This window comes from Micromonospora sp. CCTCC AA 2012012, from assembly GCF_040499845.1.
In the GTDB taxonomy this organism is placed as follows: domain Bacteria; phylum Actinomycetota; class Actinomycetes; order Mycobacteriales; family Micromonosporaceae; genus Micromonospora; species Micromonospora mangrovi.
The window spans coordinates 2,476,902-2,491,644 of record NZ_CP159342.1 but is presented as its reverse complement, the minus strand read 5'-3'; the positions used below and the strand labels follow the sequence as shown (position 1 = coordinate 2,491,644).

Below are 14,743 nucleotides of genomic sequence, written 5' to 3'. Positions count from 1 at the left end.
ATGTTCGGCAAGCTGCTCATCGCCAACCGGGGCGAGATCGCGCTGCGCGTGCTGCGGGCCTGCCGGGAGCTGGGCATCCGTACGGTGGTGGTGCACTCCAGCGCCGACGCGAACTCGCTGCCGGTGCGGCTGGCGGACGAGACCGTCCGGATCGGACCGGCGGCCAGCCGACAGAGCTACCTCAACGCGGCGGCGATCGTCGAGGCGGCCCGGCAGACCGGGGCGGAGGCGGTCCACCCCGGCTACGGCTTCCTCTCCGAGGACGCCGACTTCGCGGAGATCTGCGCGGAGAACGGGCTGGTCTTCGTCGGGCCGCCGCCGCAGGTGATGTCGGCGCTGGCCGACAAGTCCACCGCCCGGGCGCTGCTGAGCCGGGCCGGGCTGCCGCTGCCGCCGGGCAGCGTACGGACCCTGCCGACGGTCGCCGAGGCGCTGGCGGTCGCCACCGAGGTCGGCTACCCGGTGATCGTGAAGGCCGCCGCGGGTGGGGGCGGGCGCGGGATGACCGTGGTCCGCTCCGCCGCGGAGCTGCCGCGGGCGTACACCCGGACCCGGGCCGCCGCCCAGATCGCCTTCGGCGACGACCGGGTGTACGTGGAGCGCTACCTGACCGACGCCCGGCACGTCGAGGTGCAGGTGCTCTGCGACAACCACGGCAACGGGGTGCACCTGGGCACCCGGGACTGTTCGGTGCAGCGCCGCCACCAGAAGCTGATCGAGGAGGCGCCGGCGCCCGGCCTCTCCGCGGCCACCCTGGACAACCTGGCGCAGTCCGCGCTGCGCGGCGCCCTGTCGGTCGGCTTCACCGGCGCCGGCACGGTGGAGTTCCTGGTCGACGAGGCGGAACGCTGCCACTTCCTGGAGATCAACTGCCGGATCCAGGTGGAGCACCCGGTCACCGAGATGATCACCGGGATCGACCTGGTGCACGAGCAGCTGCACGTCGCCGCCGGGGTGCCGCTGCGGATGCGGCAGGAGGAGATCCGACCGCGCGGGGTGTCGGTGGAGTGCCGGGTCAACGTCGAGGACCCGGAGCGGGACTTCGTCCCCACCCCCGGTCGGCTGGAGCGGTTCCGGCCGCCCGGCGGCCCCTTCACCCGGGTGGACACCCACGGCCACCCCGGCTACCTGGTCAGCCCGCACTACGACTCGCTGCTGGCCAAGGTGGCGGTCTGGGCGCCGGACCGGGACTCGGCCCTGCACCGGCTGGACCGGGCGCTCGGCGAGTTCGAGATCGCCGGCCCCGGCATGCGGACCACCATCCCGTTCGTCCGGCGGGTGCTCGACGACCCCGCCTTCCGCAAGGCCCGCCACACCACCGCCCTGGTCGACCGGCTGCTCGCCGCCCGTACCCCGACGTCCGTCGACGGCCCGGCCGGCGCCGACGGCCCGGCCTCCGTCGACGGGGTGCCCGCGGCGCGCGGCGCGACCGACCAGGAACCCGTCACCGCCGACCCGCCCGGCCCACCCGCAAGGAGGACCCGATGACCGTCACGCACGACCGACCGCTCACCGCGGAGATCACCGACATCCTGGTGGCGCACTGCGGCCTGGACCCCGACGCCGCCGCCCGCACCCCGGCCGCCAGCCTGGAGGAGCTGGGCATGGACTCGCTGGCTCTGCTGGAACTCTCCGCGGTGGTCGCCGACCGGTGGCGGGTCACGATCCCCGAGCAGTCCGGGCAGCTCAGCATCGCCGGCGTCGCCGACCTGGTGGCCCGCCGCGCCGACCCGCCCGGGCACACCGAGAACGAGATCGTCATCGACGCCCCGCTGGCGTTCGTCTGGGACGTCACCAACGACGTCGCCCGGTGGCCCGACCTGTTCACCGAGTACGCCGTCGTGGAGATCCTGGAGCGCACCGGCGACACCGTGCGGTTCCGGCTCACCATGCACCCCGACGAGAACGGGACGGCCTGGAGCTGGGTCAGCGAACGCACCGCCGACCCCGCCACCCGCGAGGTGCGCGCGCACCGGGTGGAGACCGGGCCGTTCGCGTACATGAAGATCTACTGGCGCTACGACGAGGTGCCCGGCGGGACCCGGATGAGCTGGGTGCAGGACTTCGCGATGAAGCCCGACGCCCCGGTCGACAACGCCGGGATGACCGCGCGGATCAACACCAACAGCAAGGTGCAGCTCGCCGTGATCAAGGAACGCGTCGAACGGCGCGCCCGCGAGGCCGGCGAACCGGCCGCCACCACGTCGACCCCCACCGCGTCGGCCGCGCCCACCCCGCGCCGGTCCGCCGACGAGCCCACCGGAGGCCAGGAATGAGCGAGACCACCACCGCGCCGGTGGCCGTCCGGGACGTACCCGCCGACCGGCGGCGCGGCGGCGAGCTGCGGGTGCTGCTCGGCCCCCGCACCGTCGGCAGCACCTCCGGCTTCATGGGGGTGGCCGCGCTGGCGCCCGGGGAGCGGATCGCCGAGCACTACCACCCGTACAGCGAGGAGTTCCTCTACGTCGCCCGGGGCGCGATCACCGTGGACCTCGACGACGAGCCGGTGCCGCTGGCCGCCGGCCAGGCGCTCTTCGTGCCGAAGGACGTCCGGCACCGGCTGCGCAACACCGGCGACGAGCCGGCCGAGGTGGTGTTCCACCTGGGTCCGCTCGCGCCCCGCCCGGAACTCGGCCACGTCGACACCGAGGTGGCGCAGCAGCGGGGACCGTCGTGACCGGCCGACGGACCGTGGTCACCGGCATCGGCGTCGTCGCGCCCGGCGGCGCCACCCGGGACCGGTTCTGGAAGACCATCACCGAGGGGCGGACGGCCACCCGGCGGATCAGCTTCTTCGACCCGTCGCCGTTCCGGTCCCGGATCGCCGCCGAGTGCGACTTCGACCCGGACGCCGCCGGCATCACCCTCGCGGAACGGCAGCGCGCCGACCGGTACGTGCAGTTCGCCCTCGCCTGCTCGACCGAGGCGCTCGCCGACAGTGGACTGACCCTCACCGACGCCGCGCGGGACCGCGCCGGGGTGGTGCTCGGCACCGCCGTCGGCGGCACCATGGCCCTGGAGCAGGAGTACGTGCGGGTCAGCGACGCGGGCAGCCGCTGGCTGGTCGACCACACCCGCGGTGGGCCGTTCCTGTACCAGGCGCTCGTGCCGAGCAGCCTGGCCGCGGAGGTGGCCCGCCGGCACGGCCTGCACGGCCCGGCCCAGGTGGTCTCCACCGGCTGCACCTCCGGCATCGACGCCATCGGGTACGCCCACCAGCTCATCGCCGACGGCGAGGCGGACGTGCTGCTCGCCGGGGCCGCCGACTCGCCGATCTCGCCGGTCACCGTCGCCTCCTTCGACGCGATCCAGGCGACCAGCCCGGACAACGACGACCCGGAGCACGCCTCCCGGCCGTTCGACGCCGACCGGCACGGGTTCGTCCTCGCCGAGGGGGCGGCGGTGCTGGTGCTGGAGGAGGCCGAGCACGCCCGCCGGCGCGGCGCCCACGTCTACTGCGAGCTGGCCGGCTACGCCAGCCGCAGCAACGGGTTCCACATGACCGGGCTGCGCCCCGACGGGGTGGAGATGGCGCTGGCCATCTCCGACGCGATGCGGCAGGCGCGGATCGCGCCGGGCGACGTGTCGTACATCAGCGCGCACGGCTCCGGCACCCGGCAGAACGACCGGCACGAGACGGCGGCGTTCAAGCGGGCGCTCGGGCCGGCCGCGTACCGGGTGCCGATCAGCTCGATCAAGTCGATGGTCGGCCACTCGCTGGGCGCCATCGGGTCGATCGAGATGGCCGCCTGCGCGCTCGCCATCGAGTACGGCGTGGTCCCGCCGACCGCCAACTGGAGCACCCGCGACCCCGAGTGCGACCTGGACTACGTGCCCAACGAGGCGCGCGAGGTGCCGGTGGACGTGGCCCTCTCGGTGGGCAGCGGCTTCGGCGGTTTCCAGTCCGCGATGATCTTCCGTCGACTGGCGGCTGTCGCATGACCGCGCGGGCGGTGGTGACCGGGGTGGGGGTGGTGGCGCCGAGCGGCGTCGGCGCCGACGCGCACTGGGCGACGGTCCTCGCCGGCACCCGGCGCACCGGGCCGATCACCCTGTTCGACCCGGCCGGCTACCCGACCCGGATCGGCGGCGAGGTCCCGGACTTCGACCCCACCCGGTACGCCGACTCCCGGCAGCTCGTGCAGACCGACCGGTGGACGCACCTCGGCTTCGCCGCCACCCGGATGGCGCTGGCCGACGCCGGCCTGCCCGAGCAGGCCCCCGACCCGTACGACTGGGCGGTCACCCTGGCCAGCTCGTCGGGGGGGAACCTGTTCGGGCAGCGGGAGCTGCAACGGCTCTGGGGCGGGGCGACCCGGACCGTCGGGGCGTACCAGTCGATCGCCTGGTTCTATGCGGCCAGCGTCGGGCAGCTCTCCATCCGCCACCAGTTCAAGGGGCCGTGCGGGGTGCTGGACGCCGAGTCGGCCGGTGGGCTGGACAGCCTGGCGCACGCGGTACGGACGATCCGCCGGGGCACCCCGGTGGTGATCGCCGGCGCGACCGAGTGCCCGCTCAGCCCGTACGCGTTGGCCTGTCAGCTCCGCTCCGGGCTGCTCAGTGACGTGGCCGACCCGGAGCGGGCCTACCGGCCGTTCGATGTCGCGGCCGCCGGGTACGTCCCGGCGGAGGGCGGCGCGGTCTTCGTGGTGGAGGAGTTGGGGCACGCGCTGGCCCGGGGGGCGCGCATCTACGGCGAGGTGACCGGTTGGGCGGCCACCCACGACGCCGCACCCACCGAGCCGGACGTGGAGCCGGACCCGACGCACTACGCGCGGGCGCTGCGGCTGGCCCTGGACCGGGCGGGCGTGCGACCGCACGACGTGGACGTGGTCTTCCCCGACGCGCTGGGGGTGCCGGCGCACGACCGCGCCGAAGCGGCGGCGCTGCGGTCGGTGTTCGGTCACCGGCCGCCGCCGGTGACCACGCAGAAGCCGCTGACCGGGCGTGCGCACCAGGGCGGCTCGGCGGTGGACGTGGCGACGGCGCTGCTCGCCTTCCGGCACGACCTGCTGCCCGCCTCGGCCGGCCCGGAGCAGCCCGCCGAGGGCTGCGAACTGGACTTCCTGCGCGAACCCCGCCGCCCCCGCACCCGCGTCGTCCTCATCGGCGCCCGCGGTTTCGACGGCTTCAACAGCGCCCTCGTCCTGCGCGGCGCCGCCCCCCCACCCACCCCCTGACCCCGCCCGCCGCCGACCCCAGAAAAGCGCCCTGTTTCACGGAAAGAGTGGCCATTCCCCGCGGAATGGCCACTCTTTCCGTGAAAGTGCGCAGCACGGGCGGGGTGGCGGGCGGCGGGCGTACGCGGGTCTGATACTGCCTGGCCGATCGAGGGTCGGCAATCCGTCCGGGCGCTCTTTTTGATCTAGCCATTTGCATCTAGCAATGGCTGGAAGGGCTGTCGTACTGTTCCCGCAGCACCCCGGAGAGCGCACCTGTTGGGCGTATTTCGCCCACTTTCAGCCTGGGCGGTGGGCGTGGTGAGCAGTCAACCAACGACGGAAGATCCTGCGGCGACAGACGTGGGCTGGGTGAACGACATCCTGCTGGCCGGCCGACCGGCCGACGTGTGTCTGCGGCTGCCCGAACCGGTCGACCGGGGCACCCTGCGCCGGCTCGTCGACGCGGCGCAGGACCGGCTCGCCGCGGCCGGGCTGCGGCCCGGGGGAGCCGCCGCGCTGCGGCTGCCGCCGTCGCTGGCGTACGTGGTGAACCTGCTCGCCACCTGGCGGATCGGGGCGCAGGCGATCCTGCTCGACCACCGGCTCACCGACCACGAGGTGGACCGGGCGCTGCGTCGGCTGACCCCGCAGGTGGTGGTCGCCCCGGTCCGCACCGGCGGTGGCGCGCTCCGGATCTTCGTGGACGTCACCGACGGCGTCACCCCGTACGCCGACCGGCCCGCCGTCAGCGGACACGCGGTGATCCAGCTCAGCTCCGGCTCCACCGGCCCGTCCAAGGTGATCGGTCGGACCGCCGCGGACCTGGTCGCCGAGGTGCACCGCTACACCCGCATCGACGGGGTGGCCCGACCCGGCGAGCGGATCATCCTGCTGCCGTCGATGGTGCACGTGCTCGGCCTGGTCGGCGGCCTGCTCTACGGCCTGCACGCCGGCGTCGAGCTGGTGCCGCCGCAGCGGCTCGGCGGCGACGCGATCCTCGCCGCGATCGCCGCCCAGGACACCCCGGCCACCGTGCTCGGCGTGCCGTTCCACATCGGTCTGCTCACCTCCACCCGCCCCGCCGGCCCGCTGCCGCAGCTGCGCCGGATGACGACCGGCGGCGAGCTGGTTCCGGCCGCGGTGGCCCGCGCCTTCACCGACCGCTACGGCGTCCCGCTCGGCAACATGTACGGGATGACCGAGGTCGGCGTCATCGGCACCGACCTGTCGGGGCGGCACCGCCCGGCCATCGCCCCGGCCCCCGGCATCGAGGTCCGGGCGTCCGGCGGCGAGCTGCTCGTGAGCTGTCCCGCGTCGCCGTACGTCGGGCTCAGCGACCCGACCCGCTGGGCCGACGGCTGGCTGCACACCCGCGACGCCGGCTCCGTCGACCCGGAGACCGGCCTGGTCACCGTCGCCGGCCGGCTCGACTCGCAGGTGTCGGTGGGCGGCCTGAAGGTCGACCTGACCGAGGTGGAGACCACCGTCGCCGAGCTGCCCGGGGTGGGCGCCGCGGTGGTGGTCTGGGACGACGGCATCACCGCGTACGTGCAGCCCGACGGGCCGCTCACCGAGGAGGCGCTGGACGCCCTGCTCGCCGAGCGGCTGGCCGGCTACAAGCGGCCGCGTACGCTGCGCCTGCTCGACCGGCTGCCGCGCACCACCACCGGCAAGCTGGTCCGCTCCGCCACGGCGCTGCGGGACGCGGCGTCGTGACCGGCCCGCTGCGGCACGCCGTACCGACGGCGACCGGCCCGCTAGGCGAGGACGACCCGGACCGGTCCGGCCGCCCCGACGACCGCCACCGCCAGCACCAGCCCGCGCCCGGGATCCAGCTCGCCGCCGAGCGGTGGATGGCCGACCCGCACACCGGGGCAGCCGGGCACCGGGCGCAGCGGCCCGACCTCCGGCCGGGGCATCGGGCGGCGCAGCCCCTGCCCGCGCAGCCCCGACCCGAGCGCCTTCCCGACCGCCTCCTTGGCGGTCCACAGCCGCAGGAAGTCCTCGTCCCGCCCGCGCGGCGGGCGGTCGCCCAGCCAGGCCACCTCGTCCGGGTGGTACCAGCGGCGGGCCAGCGCCAACGCGGGCAGCGACCGACGCGGCTCGACGTCCACCCCGACCGGGCCGCCCGTCCGGGCGGCCACCACGACCACCCCGTCGACATGGCTGACGCTGACCGGCAGTGCCCGGCCGTCGTCGGCCCGCACCACCGGGCGCCCGCCGGGCTCCCGGCTCACGTCGATCCGCGTTTCCGTCCGGCCGAGCAGGGTGCCACCCGCGCGCTGCAGCAGCCGCCCCACCAGCACCCGCTGGTCACCGGCGGTACGGCCCACCCACACGTACACGGTGTCCCGACCGGGCACCGCCAGCTGGACCACGGAAAGAGGTTAACGCCATGCGAGACGAGGTCCGCACCTTCGTCATAGCGCAACTCGCCGACATGAACTACGACGTCGACGACATCGACGACGACACCACCCTCGGCCCCTCCGGCGTCGACCTGGAGTCACTCGCCCTCGCCGACCTCTCGGTCCGCGTCGAGGACCGGTACGGCCTGAAGTTCGCCGACGACGAGTCGGAGAAGCTGGCGCTGATGACGGTCGGCGAGTTCACCACCATGGTGGCCGACCGGGTCACCGGGGCCACGAGCGACCAGCCCTGATGGACGGTCGGCCCGGCCTGGGGCGAGCTGACCTGGTGAGCATGCTCGCCGAACTGACCGCGAAACCCGTCGACCAGGTGCCCGACCGGATCGGCTCGATGGAGCTGGCCTGGCTGGTGCACCTGGTCGAGCAACGCCACGACCGGCAGCTGGACCTCACCGACGACCAGCTGGCCGGCATCCGCACCGTCGACGACGCGCTCGCGGTGTTCCACGCGGCGCTGACCGCCCCCGCAGATGGTTGAGCGGGGGCAGCCCGTACCGGTCACCGGCATCCACGCGCTCAGCGCCCTCGGCAGGGGCGCCGACGCGCAGCTCGCCGGGGTGCTCGCCGGCACCCCGGCGTTCGGGCCGGTACGGCGCTTCGACACCACCGGCCGCCGGGTGACGGTGGCGGCCACCCTGCCGGCGGTCGGCACCCTCGCCGACGAGCTGACCGACGCGGTCGACCGGGTCTGCCGGGCGGCCGGTCTGGACCCGGCCCGGCGGGCGGAGTCGGCGCTGCTGCTGGCCGCCCACGGCGGTCCCACCTGCGACGGTGGGCCGGAGGTGCCGGCGCTCGCCGGTCACCTGGCCCGCCGCTGCGGGATCGGCGGACCGACCCGGGTCTACACCACCGCCTGCGTCTCGGCGAGCACGGCGGTGGCCGACGCGGCCGCCCTGATCGGGCGCGGCGACCTCACCCGGGTCGTGGTGGCCGCCGGCTACCTGGTCGAGCCGGACCAGTACGCGCTCTTCGACGCCGGGCGGGCGCTCGCCACCGACGGCGCGGTCCGCCCGTTCAGCGTCGGACGGCGGGGCCTGCTGCTCGGCGACGGGGTGGCCGCGGTGGTGCTGGAGTCCGCCGACGCGGCCCGTCGCCGGGGTGCCGAGCCCCTGGCCGCGGTGCACGGCTGGGGGCGGGCCGGGGACGCGTACCACCCGTGTCAGCCCGACCCGCAGGGGCGGGGGCTGGCCCGGGCGGTGCGGGCCGCGCTGGGCCGGGCCGGCCTGCCGGGCGAGGCGGTCGGCTACGTCAACGCCAACGCCACCGGTACGCCGTTCAGCGACGCGTCGGAGGCGGCAGCCCTGCGGCTGGCCCTCGGCGACCTCGCCGACCGCGTCCCGGTCAGCTCCACCAAGGCGCTGCACGGGCATGCGCTGGAGGCCTCCGGCCTGCTCGAACTGGTGGTCACCGTGCAGGCGCTGCGGCACGGGAAACTGCCCGTCAACGCCGGCTTCCTGGGCCCCGACGAGACCTGCCGGCTCGACGTGATCACCGACGCGCCCCGCCCCGCCGCCACCCCGTACGCCCTCAGCCTGAACGCCGCCTTCGGTGGCGCGAACACCGCGCTGCTGGTCGGTGCCCGATGACCGCCGACCCCGGCCGGACGGCGGTCGGGCTGCGGGTGCTCGCCGAGGCGCGGTGGCCGCAGGAGGGCGACGGCGTACCGCCGGGGGTGCCGGGCTTCGTGCACTCGGCGTTCGCGCCCCTGGTCGTGGCGGTCGCCGATCGCTGCCTGGGGCAGCGCCACGGGGAACCGGCCCGGACGGCGGTGGTGCTGGTCAGCGCCGGCGGGGACCGGGTCAGCGCGGCGCACGTCCGGTCCACGGTGGCCGCCGGGGGGCGGGTCGGGCCGCTGTTCTTCTTCCAGTCGGTGCCGAACAGCGTGGCCGGGCACGTCGCGGCGCGCTGGGGACTGGACGGTCCGGTGGTCTGCCTCAGCCCGACGGGCGACCCGTGGGCCGACGGCGTGGCCGAGGCGGAACTGCTGCGCTACGACGGCGACGCCGACGAGGTGTTGCTGGTGCACGTCGAGGAGGCACCCGACGGCACGCCCACCGGGGCGGTCGCGGTGCTGCTGGGGGGAGGAACCCGTCAATGAGGACGAAGGGACTGCGCGGCGCGCTCGCCGCCGACACCGAACTGGGCGCCGGCAACGTGCTGGCCCGGGTGCTGGCGCACGGCGCCGACCCGGACGGACCGGGGCTCACCTTCGACACGGCGGTCGACGGCCACCCGGCCGAGCAGCCACTGACCCTGGGGCAGCTCGACGAGCGGGTCGCCGCCCGGGCCGCCTGGCTGCACGACCGGGGCGTACGGCCGCGCGACCCGGTGGCGGTCTGGGCCACCGCCGCCGCCGACATGGTGCTGTCCTTCCTGGCGCTGGCCCGGCTGGGCGCGATCCCGGCGCTGATGAACGGCAGGCTGCGTCCGGAGATCGCCGCCGAGTACATCCGTCGGCTGCGCCCCGCCGGGGTGCTCGCCGACGCCGCGCACACCGAGCTGCTGGCCGGGCATGACCTGGGCGCCCCGCTGCTGGGCCGGCCCGCCGACGCGGGCACCGGGGACCCGGCCGCCGCCCCCGCCCACCACCGGCACCACGACGAGGACCCGATCGTCATCACCCACACCTCCGGCACCACCGGGGTGCCGAAGGCGGTGCTGCACTCGCACGCCAGCCTCTTCGCCGCCACCCGGCACCTGCTCACCATGCCGCAGGCGCAGGGCACCCACCGGATCCTCAACGCGCTGCCCGCCCCGCACACCGCCACCGTGCTGATGGTCAACCAGGCGCTGGGCAACCGGGCCGAGATGTTCCTCCTGTCCGACCAGGGCGGCGAGCGGGTGCTCGACGCGATCCAGCGCTGGCGGCCCGACGGGGTGTTCGGCTTCTCGGTGACCTGGGCGGAACTGGCCCGGTTCGACCTGTCCGCGTACGACCTGGGGTCGGTGCGGCTGTGGTTCAACACCGGGGACGCCTCGCACGAGCCGCACATCCGCCGCCTGGTGCGGGTCGGCTCCCGCGACGTGGTGACCCGCGACGGGGTGACCCGGGTGCCCGGCTCGGTCTTCATCGACGGGCTGGGGTCCAGCGAGATGGGGCACTCGATGTTCCACCTCACCCACACCGTCGACACCGACCGGTACGGCCGCTGCGTCGGCCGCCCCTACCGGTTCGCGAAGGTGGCGGTGCTCGACGAGCACGGCGACGAGCTGCCGCCCGGCCGGGTCGGCTGGCTCGGCGTCGACTCCCCGTCGCTGTTCCGGGGCTACTGGAACGACTCGGTGACCACCTGGCGGTCCCGGCTGCGCGGCTGGTACCTCACCGGCGACCTGGTCCGCACCGACGACGACGGCCGCTTCTACCACCTGGACCGGGCGGTGGACTCCGTCGACGCGGGCGACGGGAAACGCTTCTTCACCGCCCTGTCCGAGGAGCGGATCCTGGCCGCCTGCCCCGAGGTCACCGACTGCACCGTGGTGATCGTCAAGGAAGCCGCCGGGGTGGTCACCGACGTGCTGCTGGAACTCGCCGCCGGGGCGGACCCGGCCGTCGACCGGACCGAACCGGTCCGGGCCGCGCTCGGCCCGGACGTCGGGGCGACCCTGCGCCGGGTGGTGCCGGTCCGGGCGGACGACATCCCGGTCACCGTGACCGGCAAGGTCCGCAAGGTGGCGCTGCGCGAGCGCCACCTGAGCGAGCGGTCGTCGTGACCGCCGTCATCACCGGGATGGGCCTGTTCACCCCGGCGGGACGGGGGGTGGAGGCGACCTTCGCCGCGCTGACCGGTGGCCGGTCCGGGCTGGCCCGGCCACCGGAGGGGCACCCCGCGCGGGAGGCGCTGGAGGTGGCCGGGGTGCTGCCGGAGATCGACCCGCGCCAGGTCGCGTCCGGCCCGGAGACGAAGGTGCTCGACCGGGTGGTGCTGCTGGCCCTGCTCACCGCCGCCGAGGCGCTCGCCGACGCGGGCATCGAGGTGGGGCGGGACGTCGACCCCGGCCGGATCGGGGTGATCGTCGGCGGGGTCGGCGGCATGTCCACCCTGGAGACGCAGGTGCTTGCCCGGGCCGCCCGGGGACGCGCCGCGGTCAGCCCCTACCTGCTCACCGGGATCCTGCCGAACATGCCGTCGGCGCGGATCGCGATCGCCCACGGCATCCGTGGCTACAGCTCGGCGGTGGGCACGGCGTGCGCGTCCGGCGCGCAGTCGGTCGCCGACGCGGTACGCCTGATCCGGACCGGCGAGGCCGACGTGGTGGTCTGCGGGGCGAGCGAGGCGCCGCTCTTCCCGACCTTCGCCGACACGTTCGGCAACGCCCGCGCGCTCGCCCGGGGCTGGGCCGACCCGACGCAGGCGAGCCGCCCGTTCGACAAGCGGCGCAACGGTTTCGTGCTCGCCGAGGGGGCGGCGCTGCTGGTGCTGGAGCGGGCCGGGCACGCCGCCGCCCGGGGGGTCACCGGCTACGCCGAGGTCGCCGGCTACGGGGTGACCACCGACGCGTACCACCCGACGGCGCCCCGGCCGGACGGGACGGGAGCGGCCGAGAGCATGCGCCGGGCCCTGGCGGGCGGGGGAGTGACGGCGGGGGACGTCGGCTACGTCAACGCGCACGGCACCGGCACCCGGCTCGGCGACATCGCCGAGACCACCGCCCTCGGGCAGGTCTTCGGGGTGGGCGGGGTGCCGGTCAGCTCGACCAAGGCGCTCACCGGGCACCTGCTGGGCGCGTCGGGGGTGCTGGAGGCCGCCGTCACCGCGCTCGCGCTCGGCCGGGGGGTGCTGCCGCCGACGTACCACCTCGACGACCCCGACCCGGACTGCCCGGCCGACCACGTCCGGACGACGCCCCGGGTCACCGCCGCCGAGCACGCGCTGAGCAACTCGTTCGGCTTCGGCGGCCAGAACGTCAGCCTGCTGCTGCGCCGGGTCGCCGGCGACCGCCCCGGGTCGCGGCGCGGCGACGGACGCGCCGAGCCGGAGCGGTCGTCACCGCGCCGACCGGCCACCGGGCAGCCGGAGTGATTCCACCCGGGCGCCGCGCGCCCGGACATCGATCACGGGGGGAACGGGAAGGGCTGGATCAATGGAGATCACCGGTATAGACCACCTCGAACTGCACGTGGGGGACGCCCGGCAGGCGGCCTTCTACTTCGGCACCGCCGTCGGTTTCCCGCTGCGCGGCCAGGGGGGACCCGAGACCGGGCTGGCCGACCAGCGGTCGCTGCTGCTGGCCCGGGCCGACATCCGGATGCTGCTCACCTCCGGGCTGACCGCCGACCACCCGGCGTCGACGTACGTGCAACGGCACGGCGACGGCATCGCGGTGGTGGCGCTGGAGGTCGACGACGCCGCCGGGGCGTACGCCGAGCTCGTCGCCCGGGGCGCGACCGCGCTGAGCCCGCCGCGCACCTGGACCGGTGCGGACGCCGAGGTGGTGACCGCCGAGGTCGGCGGCGTCGGCGACGTGCGGCACCGGCTCGTCGAGCGGCACGGTGACCGGGCCGACTTCCTGCCCGGGGCGATCGAGACGCTGCCGGCCGGGCCGGACGACGGCCTGCTCGCCGAGATCGACCACCTCGCGGTCTGCGTGCCACCCGGGCAGCTGGCCGGGACGGTCGCGCACTACGAACGGGTCTTCGGCTTCGCGCAGATCTTCACCGAGCACATCGAGGTGGCCGGGCAGGCGATGACGTCCACGGCGGTGCAGAGCCCGTCGGGGCGGGTCACCCTGGTGCTGCTGGAGCCGGACACCAGCCGGCAGCCCGGCCACATCGAGGACTTCCTGCGGTGGCACGCCGGGGCCGGGGTGCAGCACCTGGCGCTGCGCACCGACGACATCATCACCGCCGTCGGCGCGCTCGCCGCCCGGGGCGTCCGCTTCGCCGGCACCCCGGGCAGCTACTACGACGACCTGGAGCAGCGGGTCGGGCCGGTCGACGCGCCGCTCGCCCGGCTGCGGGAGCTGGGCGTCCTGGTCGACTCCGACCACGGCGGGCAGCTGCTGCAGATCTTCACCGAGTCGATGCACGTGCGCCGCACCCTCTTCCTCGAACTCATCGAGCGGCGCGGGGCGCGCAGCTTCGGCAACGGCAACATCAAGGCGCTCTACGAGGCCAAGGAACGCGAGCTGACCGCGACGGGGACGACCTCCCGCGTCGCGGCGGGCACCACCACACCCCCCGTCGCGGCGCGACCCGCCGTGGCGGCGACGAGCCGAGAGGTGGCGGCATGACCACGACCGAACCCGCCCTGACCGCCGAGGAGGAGGCCCTGCTGCCCTCCGCGGCCGACGTGCGGCACTACGCCGAGCACGGCTGGTACCTGTCGGAGAAGCTCTTCACCGACGACGAGATCGACGCGCTGACCGCCGCGGCCGACCGCTACTACGCCGGGGAGCGGGACCGGACGCTGCCGGTCCGGCCGCCGAAGCTGGCCTACTGGGACCCGTCGAAGGGCCCGGTGCAGCGGCACAACGACTACGTGCACCACGAGCACGACGGGCTCGGCCTGATCCTGCGCAAACCGCTGCTCGGCGCGGTCGCCGCCCGGCTGGCGCAGGCCGACGAGATCCGGATCTTCCAGTCCACTCTGATCTACAAACCGCCGATCTCCGGTGAGCCGTCGAACATCGTGCCGTGGCACTTCGACAAGCACTACTGGGCGTCGTCGTCGTCGGAACGGATGCTCACCGCGTTCATCCCGTTCCACGACTGCGGCGAGGAGATGGGCACCATCACCATGGTCGACGGCTCGCACCGGTGGCAGGAGATCGGCGCGGACGACACCGTGGTGCGGCACTTCGCCGAGCGCGACCGCGACCAGCTCGAGGAGATGCTCGCCGAGAACGCCGCGTACAACGGCGCGGTGATCCGCAAGGTGCCCGTCGTGATCCCCAAGGGACACGTCAGCTTCCACCACTGCCGCACCTACCACGGCAGCGGCCCGAACCTCAGTGACCGCCCCCGGCAGGCGATCTCGCTGCACCTGCAGGACGGCGGCAACGCCTGGCGGGAGTATCCGCTCTCCGACGGCACGCTCGCCGCGTACAACCACGACGTGCTGGTCCGCCGCACCCCCGACGGGCGGCCGGACTACGCGGACCCCGAATTCTGCCCGGTCATCTGGCGCGACCGCGCCCAGCAGGGAGGCTGAC

15 protein-coding genes are annotated in these 14,743 nt (G+C 75.1%); 14 read left to right on the top strand and 1 reads right to left on the bottom strand.

Going from position 1 to position 14,743, the window contains the following annotated elements:
• From ABUL08_RS11125 to ABUL08_RS11100, 6 genes are all read left to right on the top strand, one after another.
• Entirely contained in the window at positions 1-1,488 is a 1,488-nt protein-coding gene (locus ABUL08_RS11125) for an acetyl-CoA carboxylase biotin carboxylase subunit (RefSeq protein WP_350937149.1), read from the top strand.
• Complete coding sequence (locus tag ABUL08_RS11120; RefSeq protein ID WP_350937147.1) at positions 1,485-2,276, top strand: SRPBCC family protein; 792 nt, start codon at positions 1,485-1,487, stop codon at positions 2,274-2,276. Before ABUL08_RS11125 ends, ABUL08_RS11120 begins: the two co-directional genes overlap by 4 nt.
• On the top strand, positions 2,273-2,677 hold the full coding sequence (locus ABUL08_RS11115; protein ID WP_350937145.1) for a cupin domain-containing protein: 405 nt from the start codon (positions 2,273-2,275) through the stop codon (positions 2,675-2,677). Before ABUL08_RS11120 ends, ABUL08_RS11115 begins: the two co-directional genes overlap by 4 nt.
• Complete coding sequence (locus tag ABUL08_RS11110; RefSeq protein ID WP_350937143.1) at positions 2,674-3,942, top strand: beta-ketoacyl-[acyl-carrier-protein] synthase family protein; 1,269 nt, start codon at positions 2,674-2,676, stop codon at positions 3,940-3,942. The genes ABUL08_RS11115 and ABUL08_RS11110 overlap by 4 nt, the downstream gene beginning before the upstream one ends.
• Complete coding sequence (locus ABUL08_RS11105; protein ID WP_350937141.1) at positions 3,939-5,180, top strand: beta-ketoacyl synthase N-terminal-like domain-containing protein; 1,242 nt, start codon at positions 3,939-3,941, stop codon at positions 5,178-5,180. Before ABUL08_RS11110 ends, ABUL08_RS11105 begins: the two co-directional genes overlap by 4 nt.
• Before the next feature lie 351 nt (positions 5,181-5,531).
• Complete coding sequence (locus ABUL08_RS11100) at positions 5,532-6,878, top strand: class I adenylate-forming enzyme family protein (RefSeq protein ID WP_377522110.1); 1,347 nt, start codon at positions 5,532-5,534, stop codon at positions 6,876-6,878.
• Positions 6,879-6,919: 41 nt separating this feature from the next.
• Here ABUL08_RS11100 and ABUL08_RS11095 read toward each other — a convergent pair whose 3' ends face one another.
• Positions 6,920-7,540 (bottom strand): 4'-phosphopantetheinyl transferase family protein, encoded by a 621-nt coding sequence (locus ABUL08_RS11095; protein WP_350937137.1) that lies wholly within the window; start codon positions 7,538-7,540, stop codon positions 6,920-6,922.
• 17 nt (positions 7,541-7,557) lie between these two features.
• Between ABUL08_RS11095 and ABUL08_RS11090 the strand changes: the two genes are divergently transcribed.
• The 8 genes from ABUL08_RS11090 (at position 7,558) to ABUL08_RS11055 (ending at position 14,742) form a co-directional block, all read left to right on the top strand.
• On the top strand, positions 7,558-7,824 hold the full coding sequence (locus tag ABUL08_RS11090; RefSeq protein ID WP_350937135.1) for a phosphopantetheine-binding protein: 267 nt from the start codon (positions 7,558-7,560) through the stop codon (positions 7,822-7,824).
• Positions 7,824-8,069: an acyl carrier protein gene (locus ABUL08_RS11085; RefSeq protein ID WP_350937133.1), complete on the top strand. Its 246-nt coding sequence runs from the start codon at positions 7,824-7,826 to the stop codon at positions 8,067-8,069. The genes ABUL08_RS11090 and ABUL08_RS11085 overlap by 1 nt, the downstream gene beginning before the upstream one ends.
• A complete protein-coding gene (locus ABUL08_RS11080) occupies positions 8,062-9,177 on the top strand; it encodes a beta-ketoacyl-[acyl-carrier-protein] synthase family protein (RefSeq protein WP_350937131.1) in 1,116 nt (371 codons plus the stop codon). The genes ABUL08_RS11085 and ABUL08_RS11080 overlap by 8 nt, the downstream gene beginning before the upstream one ends.
• A complete protein-coding gene (locus ABUL08_RS11075; RefSeq protein WP_350937129.1) occupies positions 9,174-9,689 on the top strand; it encodes a beta-ketoacyl synthase chain length factor in 516 nt (171 codons plus the stop codon). Before ABUL08_RS11080 ends, ABUL08_RS11075 begins: the two co-directional genes overlap by 4 nt.
• The gene (locus tag ABUL08_RS11070; RefSeq protein WP_350937127.1) at positions 9,686-11,302 is read left to right on the top strand and encodes a class I adenylate-forming enzyme family protein; all 1,617 of its coding nucleotides are present in this window, start codon (positions 9,686-9,688) and stop codon (positions 11,300-11,302) included. Before ABUL08_RS11075 ends, ABUL08_RS11070 begins: the two co-directional genes overlap by 4 nt.
• Positions 11,299-12,612, top strand: coding sequence for a beta-ketoacyl-[acyl-carrier-protein] synthase family protein (locus tag ABUL08_RS11065; protein WP_350937125.1), 1,314 nt, complete (start codon positions 11,299-11,301; stop codon positions 12,610-12,612). The genes ABUL08_RS11070 and ABUL08_RS11065 overlap by 4 nt, the downstream gene beginning before the upstream one ends.
• A 61-nt stretch (positions 12,613-12,673) precedes the next feature.
• Complete coding sequence (gene hppD / locus ABUL08_RS11060) at positions 12,674-13,822, top strand: 4-hydroxyphenylpyruvate dioxygenase (RefSeq protein ID WP_350937123.1); 1,149 nt, start codon at positions 12,674-12,676, stop codon at positions 13,820-13,822.
• Positions 13,819-14,742, top strand: a complete 924-nt coding sequence (locus tag ABUL08_RS11055; protein ID WP_350937121.1) for a phytanoyl-CoA dioxygenase family protein — start codon at positions 13,819-13,821, stop codon at positions 14,740-14,742. Before hppD ends, ABUL08_RS11055 begins: the two co-directional genes overlap by 4 nt.
• Position 14,743: the final 1 nt, after the last annotated feature.